Below are 26,342 nucleotides of genomic sequence, written 5' to 3' on the forward strand. Positions count from 1 at the left end.
AAGCGCTGCTCCGGGAACTTCCGCGCCTGATGCGGATCGCGGGCGTACCCGGTGTCGCGATCGCGGTCGTCGACCGCGCGAAACCTGCCTGGAGCGGCAGCTTCGGCGTGAAGAACATGCTCACCCGCGACCCGGTGCGCGAGGATACGCTGTTCGAAGCCGCATCGATGACCAAGCCGGTCTTCGCCTATGTCGTCATGCGGCTGGTCGACGAGAAGCGGCTCGACCTCGACAAGCCGCTCGCCGCCTACCGCCCGCCGGCCAGTCCCGGCAACGATCCCAATCTTGAGCGCATTACCGCCCGGCACGTGCTGGAGCATTCGACCGGCCTGCCCAACTGGTCCTCCGAGCCGCTCGTCACCAGCCAGCCCCCCGGATCGGGCTTCACCTATTCGGGCGAAGCATTCGTCTGGCTCCAGATGGTCGTCGAGAAGATCATGGGCGCGAGCCTTGGCAGCGTGATGCAGGCGAAGCTGTTCGACCCGGCCGGAATGTCCCGCAGCAGCTTCGGCTGGGACGAAGGAATCGCAAATGCGCTGGTCTTCGGCCATTCCGAACCCCCGGAGGGCGAACAGAAACTCCCGCGCCAGCCCACGCGCGAGATGGGCGACCGGCTGCTTCCGCTCGCGGCGAAGTGGCGCAAGCCGATCGCGTCCTGGACCTATGAGGATTCGGTCGCAGCGATGCGCGAGACGGATCCGAAGACGCCGCCATCGACTCACGGCCTGCTGGTCAATACTGCGGGCGGGCTGCTGACGACCGCGTCCGACTATGCGAAGTTCATGGTCCTCATGATGGACCGGCCGAACCGGGCGGCGTGGGAGATCGGCGATGCTTCCCGGCAGGCGATGCTCGCCCCCCGGCTCGAGATACGCGGGCGCGATATTTCGCGGGCGCTGGGCTGGGAGATCGAGCAGGGCCCGCCCGGCCCGCTGTTCCAGCATAGCGGCAGCAACTACGGCATCTTCAAGACGCTGGGCGTCGGCGATGCCCGGCGCGGGCGGGCGATCATCGTCTTCACCAACGCCGCGAACGGGAATGCGCTCGCGGCCCGGATCGTTCGCGAGGCAACGGGGATCGACCGGTTGAAGTCGCTGGTCTGATCGGCGCGGTCGCGACCCCGCGTCCGATCATTCGCCGCCGGCTTACAGCGGTTTGCCTCCGATCTTGTAGGTCAACTGCATGAAGACGCTGCGGCCGACGCTGTCGAACCAGGCGGTGTTGTAATAGGGATAGCTCGACCAGGTGTCGTCCTTGACCGGCTTGGTATCGAACAGGTTGCGCACCGTCAGCGATCCGCGCAGGTGATCGGTGAAGTCGTACTGGACGGTCGCGTTGAACAGGGTGCTGGCCTTGAGGAACGCGTCCTCGTCATAATTGGGCAGCTTGCCCAGCCGCGTGCCGGAAACGGTGAGCTTCAGCCCGTCATGGTCCCAGCTGATGCTGCCGCTAGACTTGTCGCGCGGCATGTAGAAGCCGCTGTCATACGCCAGCTTGTTCTCGATCGGATCGCCCGGATATTGCTGATAGGTGTGCTTGAACACGTGGCTGTGCGCCAGCGACAGGGTGAAGTCGCCGAAGCTGGTGGGCAGCGTGCCGCGGAAAGAGACGTCGATCCCGCTGGTCTTTTCGCGCGAGATATTGATCGGGTTGACGCGGATCGCTTCGATCTTGCCCGCGGAACCGCCGCTCGCAAAACGCCGGATCCGTGCGAGCGCGTCCACGCAGGTCGGTGAATTGGGGTCGAGCTTACCTCCAACATCGGGGCGGCAATCCGCCTCGTCGCGGGTGATCTGATCGACACTCAGGTCGGTGACCTGATTGTCGAGCGTGACGCGGAAATAATCGACCGAGATATGCAGCCGGCGCGATGGCGAGAACACCATGCCAGCGGTCAGCGACTTGCCCGTTTCGGGCTTCAGGTTGCGGCTACCCGTGCGGTTGACGACGATGCCGGTCTCATAGTCCTCGCAGTCGCTGACCCCTGCCCCGGGGATATCCTGCCGACAGGTGGCATAATCGATTACATTGCCTTCGACATTGCCCGGCCCGGTGAACACGTAATGGAGGTCGGGCGCGCGGAAGGCGGTGCCATAGGCGGCACGGAACAACAGGCTGTTGGTCGGCCGAACCTCGATTCCGCCGTTATAGGTGAACTTGCCGACATTGCGGTCGGCAAAGCCGAACGTGTCGTAGCGCCCCGCGCCGGTCAGCGTGAGGAAGTTGAGCACCGGGACACGCAATTCGCCGCCGATAGCCGCATGGCTGCGGCTGCCCGAGCCGTCGCTGTCCTTCCAGCTGAAATAATAGTCGGTCAGCGCCAGCGGATCAGGGCGCAGATTATAGCCCTGCTTGCCATATTCGGCGACCGCCGCGAACCCGACCGGACCCGCGGGCAACCGGAACAGTTCACCGTTGGTCAGCGTCGCCTGCGCATTGCTGGTCCAGCTATAGGGGCGATAGACGGTATCGGCGGAGATACCCGCATATTCGGCGGGGGTCAGCGCCGTGTAGAGCCGTGCCGGATTGGCATTGTAGATCGGATAGCCGCTATCCGCGTCGATGCCGAGCCGATCGCCCAGGAACAGCTTCTGCGCCTTGCTGTTGATGATCTGCGGCCAGCGCACGATCGATTGATAGCGGCTGTAGTTGAACGACAGCTCGTAATTCCAGGTGCCGCCGACGGTGCCGCGGATCCCCGGCGTGATGCTGTAGGTGGTCTGCTTGATCCGCTGCATCTGGAAGCCGCCGGTTTCCTCCGGCGTGAACTGGCGCCCCCAATCCTCAATCTGGTCGGTGAAGCTGTTGTAGAAGTTGTTGTCGGCGCTGCTCGACACCTGTTCGAACGACCATTTCGTCACGTCGTACATCAGGCGTACTTTGCTGATCCCCAGCTGGAAGTCAGCGAACAGCTTGGCATTGTCCGACAACTCGTACGACATCGTGCCGAAGCTGTTGAATCCCTTGCGGCCGGACACGATCGTTCCATATGCGATCGAGTCCTGGCTGCCGCAGAAATCGCCATAGCGCGGACGATTATACTGGCGGATGCTGCCCCGGTTGAGTCCCGCCAGTGCGGCGCAAGCGCCCGCCGGCGGCGTAAGATAATCGACATCCTCGTTGGCGCGATAGAAAGTCCGCCGCGCCAGCGTGTTCACCGGGCTGTCCAGGGTGCTGTCCTGGATGTCGCGATCGAACGCCCAGAGCGGCCGCTGGTCGAGATATTCGATGCCGCCCGCAATGCTGAAACGGCCGGACGACCAGCCGCCCGTCGCGGTGATCCGATGCGACAGCCCGCCGCCATGCTCGGTGCGGCCATGGCGATAGTCGAGCGTGATGCCGTCGAGCTTCTCCTTCATCTTGAAGTTGATGACGCCGGCGATCGCATCCGAGCCATAGATTGCGGAGGCCGCGCCGCTCAGCACCTCGACGCGCTCGATCAGGCTGACCGGGATGTTCGAGATATCGGTGAAGTTGCTCCGCCCGATATAGGGAAGCGGGAAATCGGCGATCCGACGGCCGTTGATCAGCACCAGCGTATGGTTCGGCCCCAGCCCGCGCAGATCGACCTGTTGTGCGCCCGGGGTGAAATCGGAACTGCTGCCCGACTGCGGGCTTTGCGTCTCGCCGCTGTTCTGCGGCAGGGCGGCCAGCATTTCGGGAACGCTGGTATAGCCGTTCGACCGGATCGTATCGGCATCGATGACGGTGACCGGGGCCGGACCTTCCTTGATCGTGGGAATGCGCGATCCGATCACGACCACTTCGCGGGGCTGTTCCTCGGCGGGAGCGTCCTGCGCAAAGGCCGGCGCGGCAAGCGCGCTCGCACAGCAGCCGATGGCCAGATGAACCCGAAACGCGCGGCGCATCGAATATGTCATGTCGCTCCCCCTCTTGCACGCCAGCCGACCTTCACCCGTCGAGATGACGGATCGGAAAGTTCAACATATCGTCGAAATTGGCAATCAAATTATTGCATACGGCCTCTAAACTGTATCAAACTGCGTACAATCTGTTCAACGGAGCCGTTTTCAATGCGGGTATTGCTTCTTCTGGTTATCGCGACCCTCGGATTTGTCCCCGCTGCGGCAGGCGCCAAGACCAAGACGTTCGACCGCTATGTCGAGGGCAAGCTTTCCGCGCCGACGCCAGGACAGCGCTCGGGCGGGCTGCTCCTGATGGGTGGCGGCGACCGCAATCACGACGCCATGCGCTGGTTCTTCGCCAAGGCCGGGAACGGCCATATCGTCATCCTGCGCGCCTCCTATGCGGGCGAGATCGGTAAGGAGTTCGTGAAGGAGATCGGCGGGGTCGCCTCGGCCGAGACCTTTGTTTTCCACGATCGCGCCGCCGCCTCCGATCCCCGGATCCTGGCGGCGCTTCGCCGCGCCGACGGCATCTTCCTCGCCGGCGGCGATCAGGCAAATTATGTGCGCTACTGGAAGGGTACGGAGGTCGCGCGCCTGCTCACCGCGCATGTCGCGGCAGGCAAGCCGCTCGCCGGCACCAGCGCGGGTCTCGCGATGCTGGGCGAAGCGCTCTACGGGGCAAGCGACGGCGGCAGCATCAAGTCGCCCGAGGCACTCGCCGATCCGTTCGGCCCGGCGAACACCATCGAACGCGACTTCCTCGACATCGCACTGCTCAAGGGCGTGGTGACCGATACGCATTTCAAGGAGCGCGACCGGCTCGGCCGCCTCTTCGCCTTTGTCGCCAAGGCCCAGCTTGGGCGCCCGTCGGACTCGCCGGCGATGATCGGCGTCGGAGTGGATGAAAGCGCCGCAGTCGCGGTCGAGGCCGACGGCCGCGGACGCGTCTATGCGATCGAGCCCGATGGCGGCGCCTGGATCGTCGATGGATCGGCGCTGCGCGTGGCGCCGTCTCGCGGCGTGCTCGTCGCGGATCGGATCAAGGTCACGGTCATGAACACCGCATCCGTCCTCCATCTGCCCTCGGGCCGGGTCGATAATCCCGCCTCTGTGCGCCGCTATGCGGCGGCCGGCGGCGAGATTTCGGAAATGCCGCGCTGGTCGCTCGCGATCCATGGCGGTGCCGGCGTCATCGAGCGCGGCACGCTGACCCCGGCAAAGGAAGCCGCCTATCGGGCCGGCCTTGCCGAAGCGCTGCGCGCCGGCGGTGCGGTCCTCGATCGCGGCGGCCCGGCGCTCGATGCGGTCGCCGCGGCTGTCCGCATCCTGGAGGACAATCCCCTGTTCAATGCCGGTCGCGGCGCGGTGTTCACCGCGGAGGGCCGCAACGAACTCGACGCGGCGATCATGGACGGTGCCACGCAAAAGGCGGGTGCCGTCGCCGGAGTCACCCGAACGCGGCATCCGATCGACCTTGCCCGGGCAGTGATGGACAAGACCCGCCATGTGATGCTGGCCAGAGACGGCGCCGATCGCTTCTCGATCGAACAGGGTCTCGAGCAGGTCGCCCCCGAATGGTTCCGGACCGAAGAGCGCTGGCAGCAATTGCAGGCGTGGCGCAACAAGCAGGCGGGCGCGGTCGATCGATCCCATTTGTTCGGAACAGTAGGCGCGGTGGCGCTCGACGCCGACGGTAACCTCGCCGCCGCCACTTCGACCGGCGGCATGACCGGAAAGCGCTGGGGCCGGGTCGGCGATTCCCCGATCATCGGCGCCGGTACGTATGCGAAGAATGGCCAGTGCGCGGTATCGGCGACCGGGTCCGGGGAGTATTTCATTCGTGAGAGCGCGGCGCGCCAGGTCTGCGATCGCGTCGCCTGGAACGGCGAGACCCTTGCAAACGCCGCGCAGGCGACGATCATGGCGGTAGGATCGATCGGAGGCGACGGAGGGCTGATCGCAATGGGTTCGAATGGCAAGCCGGCGTTCGCGATCAATGATCTCGGCATGTATCGCGGCCGGATCGGGCCGGGGAGCGAGCCGCAAACGGCGATCTTCGCCGACGAGCGTTTCCCGGAACGCTGATGTCGGGCCAGCCGAACCTCGACGAGGTCGACGTCCGGCTCCTCGGCCTGTTGCGCGACGATGCGCGCCAGCCGATCGCCCAGCTTGCCAAGGAACTCGGCATTTCCCGCGGCCAGCTCTACTCGCGCCTCGCCCGCCTTGAGGAGAGCGGAGTCGTCGACGGATATACCGTCAGGCTTGGCGACGCCTTTGCCCGCAGCCGCCTGCGCGCGCATGTCATGATCAAGACCGCGCCGCGCTTCCGCCGCGAGCTCGAATCGCTTCTTTCGGAGATCGTCCAGGTCTCGGCGATCCATGCGATCAGCGGTGAGTTCGATTATATCGCGATGCTGGAAGCCGAGGACGGGGTGGAACTGAACCGGCTCGTCGACGAGATCGGGATGCTGGACGGTGTCGAGTTCACGCGCAGTTCGGTCATTCTGGCGACCAAGCTCGAACGGTGAAATGAGTGTGCGTTGCCGTCAATGCGCGGACGCCTTGCGCGGCTGAGGGCCTTTCCGTCGGGCGGATTGCTCGCCGGGATCGCCGAAGCGATGAGGTTCCCGGGGTTGCAGGTCCGGCAAGCCGCACTCGCCCTCCGCCAGCCCTTCGATGATCGGGCAATCGGGGCGGTCGTCCCCGTGGCAGTGATTCGCCAGCGTCTCGAGCGTGCGAACCATCGCCTCGATTTCCGTAACCTTGTCCTTGAGCCGCTCGACATGCTCAAGCGCGATCGCTTTCACGTCGGCGCTGGCCCGGCTGCGGTCCGACCACAGCCCGAGGAGGTCACCGATCTGCTCGACCGCAAAGCCCAGGTCGCGCGCGCGTCGGATGAATCGCAATCGATGCACGTCAGCATCGTCATAGTCGCGATACCCCGACTCCTGGCGCAACGGCTGGGGGATGAGCCCGGTTTGCTCGTAATAGCGGATCATCTTGGCCGAGACGCCCGACAGTTTAGCGGCGCGGCCGATGTTCAACGCGCTTCTCCTTGATCATGCCGGCTGGCGGCGATCGCCGGCCGGAAGGCCTTCAGCCGGAGCGCGTTGGTTAGCACGAAGATGCTCGAAAGCGCCATCGCGCCCGCCGCGAAGATCGGTGACAGGAGTGCGCCGTTGAGCGGATAGAGCGCACCCGCGGCGACCGGGATCAGCGCCACATTGTATCCGAAGGCCCAGAACAGGTTCTCCCTGATGTTGCGGATCGTCGCCTTGGACAGGGCGATCGCATTGACCACGCCCCTGAGGTCCCCGGACATCAGCACGACATCGGCGGACTCGATCGCGACATCGGTACCGGTACCGATCGCAAGCCCGACATCAGCCGAAGCGAGCGCCGGCGCGTCGTTGATGCCGTCTCCGACGAAGGCGATTTTGCGGTCGGCGGCGCGCAGGCGGTGGAGCGCGGCGACCTTGCCGCCGGGAAGAACCTCGCCGATCACCTCGTCGATCCCGAGCGTGCGCGCCACGGCATCGGCCGTCGCCTGATTGTCGCCCGTGATCATCGCGACCTTGAGCCCGAGATCGTGCAGCGCCCGAATCGCCTCGGGCGTCGTCTCCCTGATCGGGTCGGCGACCGCGATGATCGCCGCGAGGCTGCCGTCGATCGCCGCATAGAGCGGCGTCCGCCCCAGCGCGCCCAGTTCGGCTGCCTTGCCAGCGAAGGCGGACACGTCATGACCGAGCTTCGCCATGAAGCGATCGGCGCCGACCTGCACCGCCCGTCCCCCGACCTGCGCCGACACGCCATATCCGGGTGTCGCCTCGAACGCCTCGGCCGGCGGCACCGCAAGACCGCGCGCCCTCGCCGCAGCGACGATCGCCCCGGCAATGGGGTGCTCGGACCGCGCTTCGACCGCGGCGACCAGCGCGAGCGCCGTATCGCGCTCGAACCCCTCGGCAGGCTCGAGGTCGGTCAGCTCCGGACGCCCCTTGGTCAGGGTTCCGGTCTTGTCGAGCGCGACGACGCTGACGTCGCGCAGCGTCTGCAGCGCCTCGCCCTTGCGGAACAAGACGCCGAGTTCCGCCGCACGCCCGGTTCCGACCATGATCGATGTGGGCGTCGCGAGCCCCATGGCGCACGGGCAGGCGATGATGAGAACCGCGACCGCATTGACCAGCGCGAAGGTCAGCGCCGGATCGGGACCGAAGACGAGCCAGATCGCAAAGGTCAGCGCCGCGACACCCATCACCACGGGCACGAACCAGGCGGTGACCTTGTCGACCATCGCCTGGATCGGAAGCTTCGACCCCTGCGCCTGTTCGACCATGCGGATGATCTGAGCGAGAACCGTATCCGCGCCGACCTTTGTCGCGCGGAAGGTGAAGGCGCCGGTGGTGTTGATCGTGCCGCCGACCACGGCAGCGCCCGCCGCCTTGGCGACCGGAACCGGTTCGCCGGTGATCATCGATTCATCGACATAGGAGCTGCCCTCGACGACGTCGCCATCGACCGGCACGCGCTCGCCCGGACGCACCTCGACCGCATCGCCCGCAACGACATCGGCCAGCGCGACGTCGAGAACCGCGCCGTCGCGCACGACGCGCGCGGTCTTGGCCTGGAGCCCGGCAAGACGCTTGATCGCCTCCGACGTCCGCCCCTTTGCCCTGGCCTCGAGATAGCGGCCGAGCAGGATCAGGGCGACGATCACCGCCGCCGCCTCATAATAGACATTGGCGGTACCGGCCGGCAGAACCCCCGGGGCGAAGGTGGCGACGAGCGAATAGCCCCAGGCGGCGCTGGTGCCGAGCGCGACGAGCGAATTCATGTCGGGCGTGCCGCGCAGGATCGCGGGAACGCCCTTGCGGAAGAAGCGCAATCCCGGCCCGAACAGCACGAGCGTGGTGAGCACGAACTGGATCAGCCAGCTCGCCTGCATCCCGATCGTCGCCATCACCCAATCATGAACCCCGGGGATGAGGTGCGACCCCATTTCGAGCACGAACACCGGCAAGGCCAGCGCCGCCGCCAGGACGAGCGAGCCGCGAAGGCCCCGCAGCTCGGCATCGCGCGCAGCAGCTTCGCGATCGGGCGCTGTACGATCGGTTTCGAGGCGCCGTGGCGTGTAGCCCGCACGACGGACCGCGGCCTCCAGATCCCCGAGCGTGGCAATCCCGCTGCGATAGCGGATGCTGGCGCGTTCGGTCGCCAGGTTGACGCTTGCCGCCGTGACCCCCGGTACGCCGGCAAGCGCCTTTTCGACATGGCCAACGCACGACGCGCAGGTCATCCCCTCGACGCCGAGTTCGGTCTCGATCTCCGGCACCTGATATCCGGCATGTTCGATCGCCTGAATCACCGCCTGCGGATCCGGCGCGCCCGCAAAGGTGACGTCGGCCCTTTCCGTCGCCAGATTGACGCTGACGGCGACGACCCCGGGCAGGCGAGCGACCGCCTTTTCGATGTGACCGACGCACGAGGCACAGGTCATGCCGGCGACGGCGACGCTCATCGGCGCCGTCCCGCTCGCGGGAGCGACCGACTTCCTGTTCAATTCCATGACGTTGGACATCGCAGCACACTCCGGCTTTCCTTGTTCGACCGGAATGTGGGGCTTCCCATCATGGGAAGGTCAAGGGGCAAGACAACGCGCGCCAGGCGGTTGACCTTACCATGATGGCAAGCCCCATCTCCACGCCTCCACCAAGATCAGGAGGTTCCAAGATGATCCGTTTGAACATCCCCGGGATGACATGCGGCGGCTGCGCGCGTTCGATCACCAACGCCATTCAGGACGTCGATGCGGACGCCCGTGTCGAGGCCAATATCGCGGAAAAGAGCATGAGCGTGGAGACGCATGCCGACCGCGACACGCTCGCCAAGGCGATCCGCGAAGCGGGCTATGAGGTCCGGTACGCCTGACCGAGAGGCGGCACATCGCGCCTTCCGGCAGCGATCGATCGGTGCGGTGAACAGCAATGCGGCGTACGGGGTTCGCGGCTGACCGGCGTTCGCAGCCGGTTCGCTCAATCCGGTCGTAGCGGCGGCATCGCCAATTCGATCAACTCGCGCGCCTGCTGGGCGAACCAGCCGCCCGCCGCGGGCGCCACGACGCCGCGCTCCGGATCACCGGGGCCGCCGGTACCGCGATGGCATTGACCATCGGATTCGCCCGGCACCTTGATCCACAGGAACGCATCCACATAGGCATTGCCGGTATCGAGCGTCGGACGCCGGCCCAGCCCGCGGCCGGGGGGATTGCACCACACCTCCGCATCGCGATACCGGCCCGCCTTGGGCTGCCATGAACCGAGACCGTTGCGGCTGGTGTCGATCACCGCATGTTTCTGGGCCGAAGGGTCCCGCCGCAACCTCGCGGCATCGAACAACCGGTCATAGACCCGGTCGGTCCGCCGCCAGCTTGAGACATCGTCGAAACGAGCCGGATGATACTGGCTGGGGCATTGCCGCGGATCGAGCCTGGCGCGAGTCACGAGCGCGATACAGTCGCTGATCCAGCGCGCGTAGTGCGAGAGACGCCTGTCGTCTTCATAGTTGGAGACATTGAGGAAGAAGCCTGCGGTCTTGTTGACGTCCGCCTGCACCAACCGGCTGGCCGCCTCGGCAGGCGAAAGCCAGCTGCTGGTCGTCCCGTCGAGATAGACGCGCGCGCGGGGCCGCGAGGACAGGATGTCGACCGCACCGCGCAACTGGGCAAAGCGCTCCGCGGTCGCGCCGTCCTTCTCCCTGCCCGCGGGCCGGCAGGCCTCGAGTTCCCCCGACAGCGTGCGATGCCATGGGATGACGCCCAGGCCATCGGGTTCGAGGATGACGATGGCGTCGCGCTCACCGATGCCGGCAGCAAAGCCGCGGATCCAGTCGAGATAGGCCGCGCTGTTCGCCGCGCCCCCTGCGGAATAGAGCGCGCAATCGCGGAAGGGGATATTGTACGCGACGAGCACGGGCAGCTTTCCTTCGGCCGCGGCGCGATCGACGAGTTCGCGCACCTTCGCCTCGACCGCGGCCGGCGTTCCGCCGGTGAACCAGGTCGCGGACGGGAACCTGGCAAGCAGCAGCGCGTCGCGCCGCGCCTCCCCTTCCAGGCGCGCAGCCGCATCGATGGTGGTGCTGCGCGAATCGACGAAAAGCCTCGCCTCCTGCGCCGTAACCGGGGATATGAGCCCAAGCGCCGCGACAATGGCAATGGCGGATCGCGCAATACCTGGCAGGTCGCGGTGGACGCGCGCTTCGGCCATGGATTTCTCCTCTCATTCCGCCTTCGACAGGCTGCCGGACAAACCCGGACAACCGCCTGCGCCGGCGAACCGGCGCAGGCGCCCCCTTATCAGAATGTGATCCGCGCCCGCAGGCCGTAGCTGCGCGCATCGTTGAGGAAGCGGATGTTGAGCGACGAACCGACCAGCGCCTTTTGCGACACCTCCTCGTCGAGGAAGTTGCTCGCCCAGGCCTCGAGCCGGAAATTGTCGATCGTGTAGCCGATCCCGAGATTGACCGTGGTGTACCCCTTTTGCCGGTCGGGGAAGCCGGCCTGCATCGCCGTCTGGCGCGCGCCGTTGAGGAAGACGATGTCGTCCTCGTTGAACTGGCTGAGATAATAGGACGAGCGGTAGTTGATCAGCGCCTGCCAATCGAGACGGCCCGGCCCCGCATCGAACCACTGCGACAGCCGGGCGCTGAGGTTCATCTTCGACGCGAGCGGCAGGCGATTGCCCACCAGGCTGATCAGCGGCGAGTTTCCACCGGCGCTGTGATCCTGTGCGCGCGCATCCGCCACCGTGCCGCGGGTGATCCTGGTATCGAGATAGGCGGCATTGAGATCGAGCCCGAAATGCCCCGGCAGCTTGAGGCGAAGCTCGGCCTCGGCCCCGTAGATGCGCGATGCGCCGATATTGCGGTTGACCAGCGAATAGCCGTTGCAGACCGGCGGCGTCTGAGTGCTGTCGAGATTGATGCAGGTCAGGTCCTGGAAGACCTGATTGGTGTAATCATAGTAGAAACCGGTGAGGTTGAAGACCGATCGCCGCCCGAACAGGTCGAAGCTGTTGCGGCTGCCGACCTCATAGACGAGCAGCTTTTCCGGGCTGAAGGTCTCAGGGATCGGCGATGCGTTGAAGCTGTCGTTGAACCCGCCCGATTTATGCGCGGTCGAGACCTTCGCATAGACCATGTTGTCGTCGGTGATGTCGAATTCGACACCCGCGCGCCAGTCGATGAAATCGAACTTCGAGCTGCCGGACTGCTGGCCGGGGATCGTCAGATTGGCGTAGCTGAAGCTCCCGCTGGCGGGGCAGTCGACGAAGCCATTGTCGATATCCGGCCGGTCGATGCAGGTTCCATTGGGGTTCGTGCCGTTCGCGATCGAACCGATCTGGGCGATCAGCGTGTCGCGCAGGCCGGGTGTCTTGACCCCCTCGATCAGGAACTGCGCCATGCCCTGCCGGGTGGTGATGCCGCTGACGTTGAAATTGGGCCGGTCGAGCAAGGCCGGACGGAAACCCTCGGTGCCGATGCGCGTCGCGAAGCAGCAGGCGTCCCCTGCCCCGCCCAGCGTCAACGCCCAGTTGCCGCCGATGCCGTAACGCGACTTCTTTTCCTCGGTATAGCGGATACCGGCAAGGACACGCAGCCGCGCGGTCACGTCGAAGGTGCCGTCGGCGTAGAAGGCGAAGCTCTCACCATCCACATCGGGCATGGTGAACTCGGTGCCCGAATAGCAGCAATAGCCGCGATCGGCGAGCGCGAGATAGCCGACCGCCTGGTCTTCCTTGAAGTAGAAGCCGCCGACGTTCCAGCGCAGGCGCTGGTCCTCATCGGCGAACAGGCGCGCCTCATAGACCTGGCTCTTCGAACGGGTCTGCCAGAAATTGCCGGAGAAATTGTCGTACTGGACGGCGGAGAGATCGCGTCCCGGATAGTCGATGCCGTCGCTGCTGGCGTTGACCTGGTAGAAATCGACCGAGCGGTAGCTGCCCGTCACTTCGGCCGAGAAGCTACCGAAATCGTAGCTGATCTTGCCCTGCACGCCCCACAGCTCATTCTCCATCTCACCCTGCAGGCCGCGATAGACGACGCGCTTGAGATCGAGCTGATCGGGGCGCAGGCCGCTTCCCATCACGGCGCTGAAGATGTTCGCGCCGGGATAGCCGGTCCCGGTTTCCTTGCCATAATCGCCGACGATCGAGACCGTCAGGCGATCGCTCGGCTCCCACAGCAGCGAGAGGCGGCCGGCGTAATTCTCCTCGAGCCCGGCGGGCTTGAGATCCTTTGCGGGCGCGCCGGTCGAGACATTCTTGAAGCCATAGTCGCGGTTGACGTAATAGCCCGCCGCACGCAGCGCGAACGTCTCGCCGAGCGGGATGTTGATCGCGCCTTCCGCCGCATAGGAGGACCGGTTGGAGACCTCGGCCTGCGCATAGCCGCCATATTGGCCGAGGCGCGGCTTCGCGGTGATGATGTTGAGCGTGCCGGCGAGCGCGTTGCGCCCGTAGAGGGTGCCCTGGGGCCCCTTGTTCACCTCGACCCGTTCGAGATCGTAGAACATCAGGCCGAGGCCGCGCGGCCGCGGGATATAGGTGCCGTTGAGATGCGGTGCGGCACCCGGATCGCCGAGCTCGGTGCTGTTCGCCGATCCCACGCCGCGAATGAAGATTTCGACATTGCCTTCCTGGTTGGCGATGCTGAGGCCCGGCACCGCGGCCTGGAGCTGGCGGAGCTCGGCGATGCCGTCCTGGCGCAGCTGGTCGGCGCTGAACGCCTGTACGACGCCCGAGACGTCCTGCAGATTCTCCTCGCGGCGATTGGCCGTGACGACGACGGTCTCGTCGCTTTCCTCGACCGCCGGCCCGGCGGCTGGCCGGTCCTGCGCATAGGCGGGCATCGCCGCCGCGCTGGAAAGCAGCATCAGCAGCGCCGAGCGCGTGAAAATTCCCCTGTTCATGTCATCCTCCCTTTTCGATTCATTTGCATGCGAGTTGCGGGCCCGAAGGCGATGTGATGCGCGCCGAGGACAGAGTGAGGTCGAGGCTCCCCGCGGTCGCGATGGACAGCGGCGTCTCGACGCGCGTCATGTCGACGCCCGCCTTCTCGAAGCAGCGAAGCGGTACGGCCACGCGTGTCCACTTCCCGGTCTTCGCCGCTTCGCCGAGAATGCCGCGCACCGGGAATCCGCCCGCGCAATCCGTCCCGCAGCGCATCAACAGGCTCACCTCGGCAGACGGCGCGGCATTGACCTTCAGCTCGAGTTCGAGCGCCAGATCACCATTGGCCTGGCGGGAAAGATCGACTGGCACGTCCTGCACGATGGCGGCGACGGCCTGGCCGGCCCCGGTCCAGCGGATCCGCAACGAATCCTCCTGCGCCGAACGATCGGCGGGGCGCGCATCGATCAGCTCGGGTCCGGGATTGGCCGCGAGCTCGCCCGGCCGCCCGAGGAGCAGGCGCCGACCTCCGCCCGGTTTGCCGGCGGTGAACAGGATGCCTGTTTCGGCCGCCGCAGCGGTCGCGCGCGTCTCGGGCAGCGCGGCGAGGTCGCCACGGTCCGCGACCTTCAGCCCGAAGCCGTAGGGGAACAGCGGATCATAGTTGCTGTCGCCGATATTGACGGTGGTCTGGTCGCTCGATCGCGGCCAGCTATAGCCGAGCTTGCCGCTGAAATCGGACTTGCCGAACAGGACATCCGCCACCCCGCCGCCCTCCGAACCGGGGAGCCATGCCGCGACGAAGGCGTCCGAGGCATTGAGAAAGGGATTGACCCACATCGCCCGCCCCGAGAGGAACACCGCGACGGTGGGAACGCCCGCGGTCTTCAGGGTGCGCAACAAGGCCAGGGTCTTCGCATCGTCATAGCCGACGTCGGGGCGATCCCCCTGGAACTCCGCATAGGGCTCCTCGCCAAACACGACGATCGCGGCATCGGGCTTGGCTGAATAGCCGCCCTCGACGGAAAGCGTTGCGGTGCCGCCCGCGGCCTTGACCGTCGCTTCGATGCCTTCCCAGATCGACTGGGCATTGGGGAAATCGGATCGCTGCGTTCCCGTACCCTGCCAGCTCAGCGTCCAGCCGCCGGTCTGCTTGGTCAGATTGTCGGCACCGTCGCCGGCGACCAGGATGCGGCCGCCCGGCTTGAGCGGGAGCAGGCCATTGGCGTTCTTGAGCAGCACCAGCGACTGCCGCACCGCTTCGCGCGCCAGCGCGCGATGTTCGGCACTGCCGAGAAGCTCATAACGGCCCGCATAGGGACGCGACGAAGGCTTGCCTGCCTCGAACAGGCCAGCGCGGATCTTGACCCGCAGGATGCGCCGGACCGCGTCGTCGAGCCGGTCGATCGGCAAGGTGCCGTCGCGCGCCTGGCCCAGCGTCGCCTCGTACAGCGCCTTCCAACTGTCGGGAGCCATGTACATGTCGAGCCCGGCGATCGCCGATTGCGGGCAATTCGTCGCCGTGCATCCCGCGACCTGACCGTGCCCGTTCCAGTCGCCGACCAGAAAGCCGTCGAAGTTCCAGCGCTGTTTGACGACCCCGGTGAGCAGCGACTTGTTGCCGTGCATCTTGGCGCCGTTCCAGCCAGAGAAGCTGACCATGACCGATTGGACGCCTGCATCGAGCGCGGGCAGATAGGGCGGGCTGAACAGGTCGCGCAGCCCCGCCTCGCCGATTTCCGTATCGCCCTGATCCTTGCCGTTCCTGGTTCCGCCGTCGCCCAGGAAATGCTTCGCCGTGGCGATGATATGCGGGCCGCGCAGCCAGTCCTTGTCGCCGATCTTCCCTTGCAGCCCTTCGATGAGGGGCGCCGCATATGCCGTCGCGATTTCGGGTGTTTCGCCGAACCCTTCATAGGTGCGGCCCCATCGGTCGTCGCGGACCACCGCCAATGTGGGTGCGAAGGTCCAGTCGAGTCCGGTGACCCGCATCTCGATCGCGGTCGCTTCACCGATACGGCGGATCAGATCGGGATTACGCGCAGCGCCGAGCCCGATATTGTGCGGAAACAGCGTGGCGCCGACGACATTGTTGTGCCCGTGCACCGCATCGCTGCCCCAGATGACCGGGATGCGCGGCAGTGCGCCATTGGGCTGCATCGACGCGGCATAGAAGGCATCGGCTGCGGCCAGCCAATCCCTGGGCGGGGCGTTGTAGCGCCCGCCCGGATCCGAATTGCCGCCATTCAGCACGGAACCCAGATGGTAGCGATGGACATCGGCGGGCGTGACGCTCGCGATATCCGCCTGGATGATCTGCCCCACCTTCTGCTCAAGCGACATCTTCGCGAGCAGATCGGCGACCCGCAATTCGACCGCGGGGTCGAGCGGAACCGTCGGGCGACGCTCGGGCCACATTGCCGGATGCGCCTGCGCCGCATCGTCCCGCGCGGACGCCGTTGCAGCCATGACGACGGGCAAGCTCGCCAGCATCGCCGACGAAAGAAGCCTGAACATAAGCTTGGGCTTACCCGTAGGCACCATTTCCTCTCCCCATATCGTTGACTGACAACGTTTACCGATTCTCTGACAACGTTTACCGACAGCGCTCGACAGATGTCAACCAACTCGCTAGGCGTGCTTCCAGCCGGCGGGACCTATCGGGTTTGTCGCCGCCGCATTGATCTGGAGCCGCGCATTTCCAAGCGAACGACCATCGTTGATGTGGCTGAGGTCGCAGGCGTTTCGGTGAAGACCGCATCCCGCGCGCTGAATGATGCGCCGCATGTCAGCGCGGCGGTGCGCAAAAGGGTCAAAGAAGCGGCGGCGGCGCTGGATTATCATCCCAATATCGCCGCCCAGAGCCTGATCGCCCGGCGCAGCTTTCTGATCGGCCTAACCTATGAACGGCCAAGCCCCTCCTATGTGGTGGAGCTGCAGAATGGGGCGCTCAGCCGCCTGGAGAATACGCGCTACCGGTTGCTTGTCCTCCCCTTCTCGGAGGTCGCCAGGCGTCCGGCCGAGCTGGGGAGCCTGCTTGTCCGTGCCGGTCTGGATGGCGTGCTGCTCGCCCCGCCCTCCTGCGACCAGCCGGAACTTCTCGATATGCTGGAGCGGCATAAGCTGGCCTATGCCCGCATCACGCCGCACCAGGATCTGGCTCGCGGCCTGGTTGTCGTAATGGATGAGGCCGCCGCCGCGCACGCGATCGCCGCCCATCTCCTGCAGCTCGGTCATCGGCGTATCGGAATTGTCATGGGCGATCCGTCCCATGCGGCGAGCGCCGCGCGCATGCAGGGGTACCGGCGGGCATTTGCGGAAGCCGGCGTGCCGGTGGACGACAATTGGGTCGTCACGGGCGATTTCACCTACGAGCTCGGCTACAGCGTCGCCTCGCACCTCTTGCAGCGCACGCCGCCGCCCACCGCCATTCTCGCGCAGAATGACGACATGGCCGTCGCGGCAATGGCGGCCGCCCGCGATGCGGGGTTGTCGGTACCCGCCGACATCTCGGTCGTCGGGTTCGATGATTCCGAGATATCGCGAACCGCGTGGCCACAGCTGACCACCATTCGCCAGCCCGTCCAGCAAATGGCCTGGGATGCGACGGATCGGTTGGTGGCCCAGATCGATGAATCTGCGAACTTGTCGCCCGTTCGCCGGCGGGACTACCCCCACGAGATCCTGGTTCGCGCATCGTCAGCCCCGCCGAAACGATAGCGGCTTGTTCTGCGTACCGGCACGGCTAGCGCAACCATTGCAACCCTTCGCGGACCTTGATCGGGCCAGGATCACCGCGGGATGCTTCCTGCAGCGGATAGCCGGCTCTCCGCGCAGACTACATGCTGTGCCAGATACGACCCGCGATCATGGCCTGAGCAACTTGAGCTCCCTGTTGGCGGCCAAGTTGCAACTTTTGGGCCAGTGACTAGGCCGTAGACTCATAAACGCGGAGCCAAATCCGCATTGAAGCCATCTGGACCATCGCGAGGAAGTTCTCGGCCAGCTTGTCGTAGCGGGTGACGACGCGGTGGAAGTGCTTCAGCTTGGAGAAGAAGCGCTCGATCAGGTTACGCTCGCGATAGAGCCACGTGCTGAAGTACGGTTTCGACCGTCGATTGGACTTCGGCGGGATGTTCGCAAAGGCTCCCTTTCGCGGAGGGACGCCCGGATGCGATCAGCGTCATATGCCTTGTCCGCCACCACGATCGTTCCGGCACCAACATGATCGAGCAAGGCGTCAGCGGCTTGCCCATCATGGCTTTGCCCTGCGGTCAGGCTCAGCCGGATTGGGAGGCCTTGCCCATCGACGACCGCATGGATTCTCGTCGTGAGCCCGCCTCGGGAAAGACCGAGACAATGATCTCGATCCCCCTTTTTGCCGTCGCGGCATGCTGGTGGGCGCGAACGGCAGTGCTGTCGATCATCTGGATGTCGCCGTCGTGAGCGGCGGTGATGGCGTCCATCATCCGATCCCACACACCGGATTTTCGCCACCGTACAAAGCGGTTGTAGCAGGTGGTTCGCGGGCCATAGCGTTCCGGCAGATCGCGCCACGGCGCACCGGAACGTAGCACCCAGAAGATGCCGTTCAGCACGCGGCGATCATCGACGCGTGGTACACCGCGGGGCTTGTTGGGGAGCAGCGGCTCGATCACGCGCCACTCGAAGTCGGTCAGGTCGTATCGGCTCATGCAAAGCCTGAATCACGTTTTCGGAGCCAACGAAAGCAGATAAGCGTGGCCTTCGCGGAGGATGAGCGATGCTGGATGATGCTCATGAAACCTGGCTGCTGGACGAGGGCGATCAGATCATCGAGCAGAAGGCCGCCAAAGGCTATTCCTCTCTCACCCCGCGTGCGCGACTGATCTACTGCGTATGAGCTGCGGACTACGGAATGCGCAATGCGGGCGATCTTACGACCGCCGCCGACCTTCTTGGTTGATGGACAGTCCGCCGCGCACGAACTCGGGCTTCCTCACGCCACTGCTGCTTCTCACTGACATCTGAGGAGCTTGAACGTCAGTATTTCGATCTATTCGACGACATCGTCGCTGAGATCAGGGCCGCCTGATCAGCCCGTTTATGGGTTCACGGCCTAACCAAAAGCGGACGAAATGTGATTGAACTATCGTCCCAGATTTTCGCTGTTGATCCGCCGCACGTCGGAGGACTCAAGGAACGTGGAATACTGCATTGTTTGCCCGGGGCTTCGATCCCTCATCCGATCCCCTGGAAATGGAAGGCCGGCGCCTCGATGAATTCTCTGCCGACGTCGCCTGAAAAGACATTTGCCTGATCGACGCCGAGGTCGAGCCTGCGGATCCTTCCTGTCTCCTTCGTGAAATCGATCTTGTTCAAATCGACCCAGAAGGTGTTCGGTGTCGTCGCCGATTCAAAGAAATAAAGTCTTCGCTTATGATCGAATATGGTGCGCCACCGCGTCGACGAAATTTCGGGCTGGTCGGGCGACGCTATGCCAAGCGGAACCGAGACGTTGCGGATGACGCCAAAGACACTTGCCAGCAACCTGTTCGGATCGCCGGTTTTCGGGATGGCGTTCACGTAGAAGGACGCACGCGCGAAGCGATCCGCCGCACGATTGGTACCGGGAAGAACGGTGGTTCCCCCGATCGACTGCCAATAGGCGTTGAGCGCAAGTTGCTGGTCATAGGTCGGCGAATTGGTCATCACCTGATACTGTCGGCCGTGATGAATGACCTGCTTGCCGTCGATATACTCGATGATGGCGCTATCCCCCGTCGCATCCGAAAGCGACAAATGGAGGGTGGTCAGCCGGTCCTGCCCCGGAACATTGTCGGTCACGATCGTGAAGGGCTCTTTTCGCAGTTCTGCAACCGCGGCCTCGACCGTCGGAAAGCTGTCAAGAACATATTGGGCCCAGGCGGCAATGGTCAGCCCCGGCTTACTCCCTTTCTCGAACTTGGGGTATTCGGACTCGGTGAGCCACAGGACATTGGCGACTAGCCCAGCCTCATTGGCACCATCGGTTGTCGAAACATCGTAACCCGTCGCGACGACCGATCCGTACTTGGCTGTCCAGCGGAAGGAATTGGGCCCCGCCTCGCCGCTGCGCGCGATGCCCCGCGGCAGGATATAGAGGTTCGTTCCGATATCATATTTCCAGTCCATCGAGCGCGCCGTGATGACATGTCCCTTGTCACCCAGATAAACGAGGCGCGAGCAGGCCTGGGTGGTCTGCGGCGTGCCGGCCAACGCGAACGCGCAGACCATCGCCGCGGCTTTGAAGAATCGAATATCGAAAACCATGGCGTCCTCACTCCCTCGCGCCCGAAAGAAACCGGCGTCCCAGTGCGGCGACGGCGAGCAGCGCCAAGCCATTCAGCATGAGTTCGACGCCGAGAAATATTCCGATGATCGCCGACCGCCCGCTAGCGATGTGGCGGTAGACCAGCAGCGCGAGCAGGAGCGAGATCAGCCCCGAAATCAGGAGCGGCCAGAAGCTGGAATCCATCCGGTGTGCGACGCTCCAGCCAAGCTTGGCAAGGCCCGACAGCAGAAGTAGCAGACCCATCAAAATCGTCAGCGCTCGCGCCCCGGCTACTGGGTGAAAAAGGATCGAAAGGCCGAGCGCCAGCGCCGCCGCGGCGACGAGCAGCGATGGCGCGCGGGCGTGCCAGTCGGGTTCGGAAAAACCACTGACGAACTGGATCGCACCCGAAAGCACCAAGGCTAGGGCGGCGAGCGTTACCGCCGCCATCGTCGTCGCGAGCGGGTTGAGGATCGCGAGCACGCCACAGAGCAGCGAAACGCCGCCCGCGAACCGCAGCATCGTCGAAACTACGGGCATAGGCTCACCATCCTCCCTCAATCCCTACCCAATCCCAGGCTCAAAACAGTCGCGCTGCACCCGACCAGCGAAGTCGCTCAATCGACGCCCTTGTATAATCTCCCGCCCTTCATGATGACGTCGAAATTCGCCTTCGGATCGCCCAGCAGATCGATTTGTGCGAGCGGATTGCCGTCGACGAGGAGCAGGTCGGCAAGCGCCCCTTCCTCCACCACACCAAGCGCACCACGATAGGGCGACCGCGGCCCCGACAAGGCAAGGAGCTGGGCGTTGTCGTAAGTCACCATCTTGACGATCTCCGCGGGCGTGAACCAGCTCTTCAACCGCACCAGATAATCATTCTGCTCGGCATTGAGCGCGGGGTCGAACAGGAAATCGGTGCCCCAGGCGAGTTTCACTCCGAGCTTCTTCGCATTCTGCCAGAGCGCCGAATTGTTCGCGAGAATTTCGCGCCTTTTTTCGCGACGCGCGGGGTCGACATTCGGGCTGTCGTCGGAGAGCGTCTGGGTCGACAGCCAGATACCCTTGTCAGCCATCAGGCGGAGCGTCGCTTCGTCGAGAAGCTGGCCATGTTCGATGCACTTCACCCCCGCCTCGATCGCACGCCGCACCGCGCGGGGCGTATAGGCGTGGACCATCACATAGCTGTTCCAGTCCTCTGCCGCATCGACGGCGGCCTTCATTTCTTCGAATGTATATTGGGTAACGTCGATCGGGTCGTAATCACTGGAGGTCCCGCCGCCCGCCATCAGCTTGATCTGGCTTGCTCCGAAGCGCAGATTCTCGCGCGTCGCGGTCAGCACCTCGCTCGTCCCGTCGGCGATGAAATTGGCGCCGAACAGTTCCGACCGCGAAACGCCGCCGCCGAATTTGCGTGACCGCTCATTAGGCATCCGGAAATCGCCGTGCCCACTCGTCTGTGAAATCACCGCACCAGACGGCCAGACGCGCGGTCCGGCAAGTTCGCCCGCATCGATGCGGCGTTTCAATCCAAAGACAGGTCCGCCGGCATCGCGCACCGCGGTGAATCCGCGCAGCAGCATATCATGCGCTTGCTGCCCCGCTGCGGCTTCGGCCTTCTCGGGAGTGAGGTCAGGCGACATCATCTGGGGCATGGTGAGGGCACTGAAGGTCAGATGGACGTGCATGTCGATCATGCCAGGCATCAGCGTGCGGCCGCGGCCTTCGATGATCCTCGCCTGTCCACGTGCCGTCACGTCGCCGCCGATCCGCACGATCCGGCCATCAGCAACCAGAACATTGGTCGGGGCGCCGAGCTGGCCCTTGACGACGTCGAGGACGCGGACGTTGCGGAACAGCGTTTCGGGAGATGCCGCTTTCGGCGCCTGCGCCGTCGCCGCCGCTACGGCAAGTGACGAGATCAGGAGAGTCACAGCCAGTTTGGAGCTTCGACGAGAAAATCGCTTCATTGCCTGTCCCCTGTCCGTTTCGCTATGATCGCCCTGTCTTTTCCAACTCTGATCTGGACACTCTGCACCCGCGTCAAAAAGCGACGGTGGCGCCAAGCAGCGGACCCGCAAGCGCCGCGGTCGTCCGCACGCGCCCGCTCTTGTAATCGACGTAAAGATAGCGATAGCCGCCCGAGAGCCAGATATTCCGGGCGACCTTCACGTTCGCGGTCGCGACGGCTTGCCCGGTGACCTCCGAAGCAGCGCCGAAGCCTCCGATATCGCCATAGAGCAGCAGCGAGAAGCGCGACGACGCCTTGATGTTGAGGCGGGTTGCGAATACCGGGTCGACGAAACTGGCCTTGGCGCTTGCCGTCAGATTGAGCGCGGGCACGGACGCTTTGGGGCGGATCCACCAAGCGCGACCGCCAACAAGTACATCGAGCGATGCGCGCCCCTGTTCGATCGCCCGATAACCGACAAGGGCGGTCGCCGACGTCTGGCGCAGGCTTCCCCCGGCAGGCAAGACCGGAACCGTCGGATTACCCGTCGGCACCAGCCCCTCTCGCGAGGAAGAAGAATGGGTGAGGTCGGCCAGCACTACCAGCCGCTCGTGTCTCACGAGACCGCTGATGAAAAAGGCGGCATCGAGATCCTCCAGGAGTTCACCGAAGCTTTTGTCGACCGTCACGGTCGGCGCAACCGCGCCGGGGCGGAGTGTTCCACCGAAACCGGAAGCCCAGACATAGGGCGTGACCTGGATGGTTGTTCGGCTGTCGTCAGGCTCGGTTTGCGCCAGCGCTGGAGAGGAGAGTGCCGAGAGCACCAACACCATGGCCGCGGCTGCACGCTCAAGCCCGGATCGCTCCACCATCTGCTTTGCCCCTGCCAACCCGTTCGCGAGGCGATCTAAAACCAGGCTCGGCCAAACGGCGGCCGCGACTAGCTCAACGCCTATCCGGACCCAAGTCGCCTTCACTAACCGGCAACGGAAAACTTCAGCTTTGATAAATTTCTATTTTCAACTCAACGTTTGTCAATCGCAATCGCTTCGATTCTTGAGCAAAAATAGGTTTGCAAGGTGTGAACCATTTCGAACGAATAGATCCGTTACTGCATCATCCCTTGCACTAAGCGCCAGCAGAGAGCCTTCCATTGTCCAGGTGAAGACGCTCATCTGACCCTAGTGCTTCCAACGATTGTAGAGCGTCTTGTGCGGGCCGCAATCCTTCGGCGCATCCCGCCAGCGCAGGCCGGTACGATTAACGAAGCTGATCCCGCTCAACACGCGCCGATGATCGTCAATCCTCGGCCTGCCATGGCTCTTCGGAAAATGCGGCTCGAGCGGCGCCATTTGCTCGACCGTCAGCTAGTGCAGGTCGCTCACAATCGGTCTCCTCGCAAAGCCTGAATCAGATCGCGCCTCTCACATCAATGCGTCCTGACCCTAGCATCCGCAGCAGGTCCGACACATCAACGGCACTTCCGTAGGCATGCTGAAGATCGCCCCAACGAGGATCATCAAGGGAAAGCATCGCCCCGCTTTAGCGACTGTCCTTGCGGCATCAATCTGCCGCCCCCCTATCGATTTATGAGTTCGCGACCTAGTGCGAACCGACAGAATATTCCGGGAGATGATTTGAATGAAACAGTTCTTGCTCGCCGCTGCCGCTTGTAGCGCCCTGACGGCGGGCGCTGCCACGGCGCAGTCCGCGCCGGCGCTTCCTTCCGCAACGAGCGCGCGCCTCGATGCGATCTTCAAGGATATCGGCGCGGACGCCCCGGGCTGCGCCATCGGGGTCTATCGCGACGGCAAGCTGCTCGCCGCGCGTGGCTATGGTCTGGCGAATGTCGAACTTCGCGTGCCGATCACGGATGCGACGGTGTTCGATATCGGGTCGGTGTCGAAGCAGTTCACCGCGATGGCGGCGATCCTGCTGGCCCAAGACGGCAAGATCTCGCTCGACGACGATATTCGCCGCTTCATGCCCGAACTGCGCGATTATGGCAGCAAGATCACGGTCCGCCATCTGATCCATCACAGCAGCGGGATTCCCGATTTCCTGAACCTCATGTTCCTGCGCGGGCAGAAAGAGCGTGACGGGATCTCGTTGCCCGAGATTTTCGATCTGATGGCGCGTCAGGATGCGCTGATGTTCGCGCCGGGCACGGGCTTCAGCTACAGCAATACCGGCTATGTCCTGTTGGGGGAAATCGTCGCCCGCGCTTCGGGCAAGTCCCTTGCCGCCTTTTCCGATGAACGCATCTTCAAGCCGCTGGGCATGGCCAACACCCATGTCCATGACGATGCCGGCCGGATCGTGCCCAGGCGCGCCTACGGCTATCATGCCGATGAGAAGAAGGGGCTGACCGTGGGCGGCAGCAACCTCGAAGTACCGGGCGATGGCGCGGTCTTCACCACCGTCGGCGATCTTCAGAAATGGGATGCGGATTTCGACCGGGGGGCCGTCTGGACCCCGGCGGTGAAGGCCGAAATGCTGCGCGTCGCCCATTTCCCGAACGGCAAGCCGGTGGCGACCGGCTCCGGTACGATCTATGCGGGCGGGGTTGGGCTTGGCCGTCATCGCGGGCTGGACGTGGTGCGTCACGGCGGGTCCTGGGCGGGCTATGTCGCCGATCTGGTCCGCTTTCCCAAACAGCGTTTCGGTGTGTCGGTGCTGTGCAACGTCGATTCCGCCGATCCGGCGGCCCGAGCCAACCAGATCGCCGATCTGTTCCTGGCCGCTGAGTTCACGGAGCCGCCGCGCGCGCCGGGCAGCGACGATGACATGAAGCTGCCCGATGGCGCGGTGCCGATTTCGCCCGCACTGCTGGATGCAATCGCTGGCCGCTATCGCAGCGATCAGATCGATGCCGACTATGTGATCCGCCGCAATGGCGCGTCGCTGGTGATCGAGGCCGGTCCGCGCCGCACGCCGTTCGACTTTGCCGCGATGGGGCTGCCGCTGTTCCAGATCGGCGGCGACCGGATCGTCTCGCCGATGTTCCAGCTGCAACTCAGCAAATCGGGCACCCGCATCGATGGATTCGCGCTCGAGATGGACGGGACGGCGCCGGTTCGCTTCGTTCGCAAACCCGACTGATCCAGGGGGAGGGGGAAGGGCGGCATCCTTAGGAGCGCTGCCCGGACCCGGCGGTCTCACCGAGGGAGTTTGGTTGCCGCGTCCCCAACGGGAACGCGGTATCGGCGGCCGCCATAAAGGTTTGAGCGACTACCGGGGCAAGACCGGAATGACTGATCTCGGGGTTATGTCCGTTCGTCTTGAATCGCGGCTATTGGGGCGCGTAGCTGACGCTATTTCCCGAACGGCGCCTTAGCCTGCTCCCGGTCAACGATCTGATTCCATCGATCCGGATCTGCCTTCGCCATCATGCCCTGTCCGGCACGCCACATGTCAGTCCCCAGCATGCGGGCTGCAATCCGCTCGAGCACAGCCCAACGCACTGGCAAGGACCGCGCAACAGCACCCGGGAGAATGGCGAACGTCACCATGCCGGCAACCCCGAACGCGATACGGTTCCTGAATAACTCGCGGTCCTGCTCGGCGATTGAGCGCGACCGCGCAACTAAGGCATGCGGCTGGCGCTTGCATCTATGGCGGCCGTAGCTCTTTCCAGCAAACGCGGATCGTCTGCGCGACTGCCCGCCGCCGCGGTGGCGATCTCATTGCCGAGGCTTTCGGGCGTCAGCTTCAACGCAGGCTTCTCGGACACACGCTGCGCCCATACGCAGACATCCTCCAGCCGCTTGCTGATCCCCTCCAAACTCGGCGCATAATCCGGCTGCGAGGTCCATTCGTCGGTCAAGCGTTCGACCGCCCGGCGAAGCAGGCTGATCTCGGCGCGAAGCTCGCCAGACGCGTGAGCGGCGAGGCTAGTATCGATGCTAGGGGCGCTGTTCTGATCCATGTGACGTGGTCTATCGGCCCAGCCCGCGGCCGCGCGAGAGGCCGAGCCAGTCCTGGATGCTGTGGGATATCGAAGCACCCTCGCGTGCACGGATTCCAAGCTCGGGGAGCCGTTTGCGGATCAACGACTCGGCCTGCGCGACACCCCAGATCAGCACGTCGATCGCACGCGCCAGCTCGCGCTCCACGGCCTCGATCGACATGCCGAGCTGCGCGCCGATCGCCGCCACCTCCAGCCCGTCCAGGTGACGCAACAGGAACACCGATCGCGGCAGCTCCGGCATCGCGTCGAGCCGGGCACCGATCAGCTCCGGGGTCAACTCGGCATCGGGCAGGCGGTCATGCGCCCGCTGGGCCACGGC

Annotated in this window: 19 protein-coding genes and 2 pseudogenes (1 of these 21 only partly in view); 6 read left to right on the forward strand and 15 right to left on the reverse strand. The window is 64.5% G+C overall.

What is annotated here, in order from left to right; translation table 11 throughout:
- Positions 1-1,103: the 3' portion of a serine hydrolase domain-containing protein gene (locus BDW16_RS05720; protein ID WP_198585770.1), read on the forward strand. Its footprint begins 136 nt before the window's first position; only the last 1,103 of its 1,239 coding nucleotides appear in the window; its start codon lies off the left edge, out of view; its stop codon occupies positions 1,101-1,103.
- 42 nt (positions 1,104-1,145) lie between these two features.
- Here the strand turns inward: BDW16_RS05720 and BDW16_RS05725 are convergent, their stop codons facing one another.
- A complete protein-coding gene (locus tag BDW16_RS05725; protein WP_198585771.1) occupies positions 1,146-3,881 on the reverse strand; it encodes a TonB-dependent receptor domain-containing protein in 2,736 nt (911 codons plus the stop codon).
- A 153-nt stretch (positions 3,882-4,034) separates the two neighbouring features.
- Here BDW16_RS05725 and BDW16_RS05730 point away from each other — a divergent pair, with 153 nt between their 5' ends.
- Positions 4,035-5,954, forward strand: coding sequence for an isoaspartyl peptidase/L-asparaginase (locus tag BDW16_RS05730; protein ID WP_066581242.1), 1,920 nt, complete (start codon positions 4,035-4,037; stop codon positions 5,952-5,954).
- The gene (locus BDW16_RS05735; protein ID WP_066581241.1) at positions 5,954-6,397 is read left to right on the forward strand and encodes an Lrp/AsnC family transcriptional regulator; all 444 of its coding nucleotides are present in this window, start codon (positions 5,954-5,956) and stop codon (positions 6,395-6,397) included. Before BDW16_RS05730 ends, BDW16_RS05735 begins: the two co-directional genes overlap by 1 nt.
- Positions 6,398-6,415: 18 nt before the next feature.
- Here BDW16_RS05735 and cueR read toward each other — a convergent pair whose 3' ends face one another.
- Positions 6,416-6,913, reverse strand: a complete 498-nt coding sequence (gene cueR, locus BDW16_RS05740) for a Cu(I)-responsive transcriptional regulator (protein ID WP_066581240.1) — start codon at positions 6,911-6,913, stop codon at positions 6,416-6,418.
- On the reverse strand, positions 6,910-9,444 hold the full coding sequence (locus tag BDW16_RS05745) for a heavy metal translocating P-type ATPase (protein ID WP_066581239.1): 2,535 nt from the start codon (positions 9,442-9,444) through the stop codon (positions 6,910-6,912). The genes cueR and BDW16_RS05745 overlap by 4 nt, the downstream gene beginning before the upstream one ends.
- A 152-nt stretch (positions 9,445-9,596) precedes the next feature.
- On the opposite strand from BDW16_RS05745, the gene BDW16_RS05750 reads away from it, so the two are divergent.
- Positions 9,597-9,794: a heavy-metal-associated domain-containing protein gene (locus BDW16_RS05750; protein WP_066581238.1), complete on the forward strand. Its 198-nt coding sequence runs from the start codon at positions 9,597-9,599 to the stop codon at positions 9,792-9,794.
- Positions 9,795-9,898: 104 nt separating this feature from the next.
- On the opposite strand, the gene BDW16_RS05755 is transcribed toward BDW16_RS05750, so the two are convergent.
- The 3 genes from BDW16_RS05755 to BDW16_RS05765 all read right to left on the reverse strand — a co-directional run bounded on the left by BDW16_RS05755 (position 9,899) and on the right by BDW16_RS05765 (position 16,279).
- Complete coding sequence (locus tag BDW16_RS05755; RefSeq protein WP_083954442.1) at positions 9,899-11,128, reverse strand: glycoside hydrolase family 6 protein; 1,230 nt, start codon at positions 11,126-11,128, stop codon at positions 9,899-9,901.
- A gap of 89 nt (positions 11,129-11,217) precedes the next feature.
- The gene (locus tag BDW16_RS05760) at positions 11,218-13,830 is read right to left on the reverse strand and encodes a TonB-dependent receptor (protein WP_066581236.1); all 2,613 of its coding nucleotides are present in this window, start codon (positions 13,828-13,830) and stop codon (positions 11,218-11,220) included.
- Positions 13,831-13,849: 19 nt separating this feature from the next.
- Positions 13,850-16,279, reverse strand: coding sequence for a glycoside hydrolase family 3 protein (locus BDW16_RS05765; protein ID WP_241230614.1), 2,430 nt, complete (start codon positions 16,277-16,279; stop codon positions 13,850-13,852).
- Between the two features lie 147 nt (positions 16,280-16,426).
- Here BDW16_RS05765 and BDW16_RS05770 point away from each other — a divergent pair, with 147 nt between their 5' ends.
- Positions 16,427-17,530 carry a LacI family DNA-binding transcriptional regulator gene (locus BDW16_RS05770; protein WP_083954441.1) on the forward strand — a complete coding sequence of 368 codons (1,104 nt, stop codon included), beginning with the start codon at positions 16,427-16,429 and terminating at the stop codon, positions 17,528-17,530.
- A gap of 208 nt (positions 17,531-17,738) precedes the next feature.
- On the opposite strand, the pseudogene BDW16_RS05775 reads toward BDW16_RS05770, so the two are convergent.
- From BDW16_RS05775 to BDW16_RS05800, 6 genes and pseudogenes are all read right to left on the reverse strand, one after another.
- A pseudogene (locus BDW16_RS05775) lies at positions 17,739-18,504 on the reverse strand (IS5 family transposase).
- A 526-nt stretch (positions 18,505-19,030) separates the two neighbouring features.
- Entirely contained in the window at positions 19,031-20,101 is a 1,071-nt protein-coding gene (locus BDW16_RS05780) for a linear amide C-N hydrolase (protein WP_083954440.1), read from the reverse strand.
- A gap of 7 nt (positions 20,102-20,108) precedes the next feature.
- Entirely contained in the window at positions 20,109-20,624 is a 516-nt protein-coding gene (locus BDW16_RS05785) for a DUF308 domain-containing protein (RefSeq protein WP_157926325.1), read from the reverse strand.
- A gap of 95 nt (positions 20,625-20,719) precedes the next feature.
- Positions 20,720-22,036: a metal-dependent hydrolase family protein gene (locus BDW16_RS05790; protein WP_241230616.1), complete on the reverse strand. Its 1,317-nt coding sequence runs from the start codon at positions 22,034-22,036 to the stop codon at positions 20,720-20,722.
- A gap of 109 nt (positions 22,037-22,145) precedes the next feature.
- Positions 22,146-22,925, reverse strand: a complete 780-nt coding sequence (locus tag BDW16_RS05795) for a hypothetical protein (RefSeq protein ID WP_125958873.1) — start codon at positions 22,923-22,925, stop codon at positions 22,146-22,148.
- A gap of 315 nt (positions 22,926-23,240) precedes the next feature.
- Positions 23,241-23,420, reverse strand: a pseudogene (locus tag BDW16_RS05800) (transposase); the annotation flags it as partial.
- Between the two features lie 274 nt (positions 23,421-23,694).
- Here BDW16_RS05800 and BDW16_RS05805 point away from each other — a divergent pair.
- Positions 23,695-25,155: a serine hydrolase domain-containing protein gene (locus BDW16_RS05805; RefSeq protein WP_066581225.1), complete on the forward strand. Its 1,461-nt coding sequence runs from the start codon at positions 23,695-23,697 to the stop codon at positions 25,153-25,155.
- Positions 25,156-25,367: 212 nt separating this feature from the next.
- Here BDW16_RS05805 and BDW16_RS21920 read toward each other — a convergent pair whose 3' ends face one another.
- Genes BDW16_RS21920 through BDW16_RS05820 form a run of 3 tightly spaced genes read right to left on the reverse strand, consistent with a single transcriptional unit; the run spans position 25,368 to position 26,339 of the window.
- Positions 25,368-25,622 carry a DUF6118 family protein gene (locus BDW16_RS21920; RefSeq protein WP_371836735.1) on the reverse strand — a complete coding sequence of 85 codons (255 nt, stop codon included), beginning with the start codon at positions 25,620-25,622 and terminating at the stop codon, positions 25,368-25,370.
- A 17-nt stretch (positions 25,623-25,639) separates the two neighbouring features.
- Positions 25,640-25,981, reverse strand: a complete 342-nt coding sequence (locus tag BDW16_RS05815; protein WP_066581223.1) for a hypothetical protein — start codon at positions 25,979-25,981, stop codon at positions 25,640-25,642.
- Positions 25,982-25,991: 10 nt separating this feature from the next.
- Positions 25,992-26,339: a sigma factor-like helix-turn-helix DNA-binding protein gene (locus BDW16_RS05820; RefSeq protein WP_066581222.1), complete on the reverse strand. Its 348-nt coding sequence runs from the start codon at positions 26,337-26,339 to the stop codon at positions 25,992-25,994.
- Positions 26,340-26,342 lie beyond the last annotated feature (3 nt).

The sequence above is a fragment of the Sphingomonas koreensis genome (assembly GCF_002797435.1).
Lineage (GTDB): Bacteria > Pseudomonadota > Alphaproteobacteria > Sphingomonadales > Sphingomonadaceae > Sphingomonas > Sphingomonas koreensis.